Origin of the sequence: Bartonella sp. MM97QHHN, assembly GCF_042194285.1 — a bacterium.
GTDB lineage: Bacteria > Pseudomonadota > Alphaproteobacteria > Rhizobiales > Rhizobiaceae > Bartonella.
Genome location: NZ_JBHIMS010000084.1, coordinates 1 through 2,023, shown reverse-complemented (window position 1 = coordinate 2,023; position 2,023 = coordinate 1). Strand labels below are relative to the sequence as shown.

The window sequence follows — 2,023 nt, the reverse complement described above, 5'->3', positions numbered from 1 at the left end:
TTTTTTAAAAAGCTCTTATAAGAAGATGTGAATTGCAAATCGAGAGCTTTCTCCGCCTTTTCAATCCGTAGATCATCAGCCACATTTTCTTCAGTACGAAAATTGATAATATCATTATATTTATCAACTAATACTGCAACATCAGCTAAGGTATAGGTTTTCACAAATCTTCCCCTGCGTGCTCTTTAATTCTTTTACAGAGAAATTCATAAAAATTACTTGCATAATAATGTGACGCTCCAGATGGAATCTTGACGTAGAGTGGGCATTCACCATCCTGAAACTGAGTATAATCAAAGTAAAATGTCTCCCCAAAATCAGTTCTACTGACAACAAGCTGTTCTAATGTCGCAAAACCATGTTTCCTATGATATAAGTTTTTATGCACAATATCACCAGCAGGATGATCCTCAAAACTTGCGTTATAAATGCTAAAAATTTCCTCATAACCAATTTCTCCTCCCTTATAATTTTTTAAAAAATCCTTATAAGAAGTTGTAAACTGTAAACCGAGAGTTTTTTCTGCCTCTTTAATCCGTACATCACTAACTGCATCCTCTGCAGTACCAAAATTGATAATCTCATCATCATATTTATTTACTTTATCAATTAATTGTACAACATCAGCTAAAGTATAAGTTTTCATAGGTTGTTCTCCATAAATTATTATTTTTTAGTTGCTATATCTTTCTTTTCATAATCTTTAGCACGTTCCTTCCAGTATTTCGTCCTCCATTTATCGAATAGGTCTCTGTCAATAGCTGATCCCATTGTATTAGGATTAATATGAATAACTGAATTATGTTTATTATGAAACGCATTTGTAACCTCTGCTATGGGACCATCATGTGTTTGCAGCATATGATGCAATTCAATGGGATTTTCATTAAAGTCAAGAGGTGCTCTTCCTGTTTTCATCCTTTCAATATTTGTACCTTTTACTTCTTTTCCTTTTACTGTCCAACTAACAATCTGGTTAGGATCAAACAGATCATCTCTCTGATAGACTTTGTTTGTCTGAGTAATTTTTTCTCCCTTGTTAGTTATTTCAAACTCAACCTCAATAGGTTTTGACCAGAATTTTCTCTCTTGCCCCAAATATTGAGTTGCAATAGCTTCATCGCTCATTTTTTCTAGCGATTGTGCGATTTCTTTCCCCACATGCGCAGTATTTACTTCAGAACTAGTTGCTCCCGTTATAGCCGCTTCTTCAGCTTTAGCAGCAAATTTGATGAGATCTTTTTCTACAAGCTTTCCCGCAAGCTTTACGCCTCCCTTGGCTGCTGAAACAGCACCGTCAGTAAGCACTGTAGAACCCACTATATAAGCCACATCTCCTAATGGTTTACCTAGCATTTCGCCAGATTCAGCACCAGCACTGAATGCTCCATCCCCCCCTTTCTCCATTGTTTCATGTATGTGATCTATATGCCCCCCAAAGGAATCCTTTATGTGATCTATACGCCCTCTAAAGGAATCCTTAACACCTCCCCAGAATTGACCAACTCCTTCCCAGAGTTGACCAGCACCTTCCCAGACATCATCAAATATATGCCCACTCGTGGCCCAAGCTTTTGCTGTTCCAACGCCTTGAAGGGCATTTTGATAGATCTCATCAACTGAACTGTTTCCTATTGCCGATCCTAATTCTTTAACGTCATGAACTGTCGCATATATTCCGTTTCCTATTGCCGATCCTAATTCTTTAACGTCATGAGCTGTCTCAGATATTCCGTTTCCTATTGCTTTTACGGCACCAACAATCATACCCTTCGCAAGACCTATCCCAAAAATCCTATCTTGCTCTTCATCAATCTCGAACCATTTTTCGTTAACATCTCTTCGACACTGATCATCAGGGCACTCTTCTAACTCTTTCTTCATCTGAGCGCGTTGTGCACTACCCAAAAAGTTATTTGCAGCGGCATTACCTGCGGCATCAGCGCCGGCATCAACATTGCCACCGGCAAGGGCAGCAGCAACGCCCCCAGCAGCCCGTGCAACATCAATGGTGTGGTCTCTA

2 protein-coding genes are annotated in these 2,023 nt (G+C 39.0%); both read right to left on the bottom strand.

The window, feature by feature from the left end; genetic code table 11:
* Nucleotides 1–160 precede the first annotated feature (160 nt).
* A complete protein-coding gene (locus ACFIJW_RS06910; RefSeq protein ID WP_208438784.1) occupies nucleotides 161–646 on the bottom strand; it encodes an SMI1/KNR4 family protein in 486 nt (161 codons plus the stop codon).
* A 20-nt stretch (nucleotides 647–666) separates the two neighbouring features.
* The coding region (locus ACFIJW_RS06905) for an HNH/ENDO VII family nuclease (protein ID WP_375633746.1) at nucleotides 667–2,023 on the bottom strand (1,357 nt) is incomplete at its 5' end.

What these genes read in the sequence shown, in the direction of transcription:
- ACFIJW_RS06910 (WP_208438784.1), bottom strand. Translation starts at nt 646, where the DNA reads ATGAAAACTTATACTTTAGCTGATGTTGTACAATTAATTGATAAAGTA.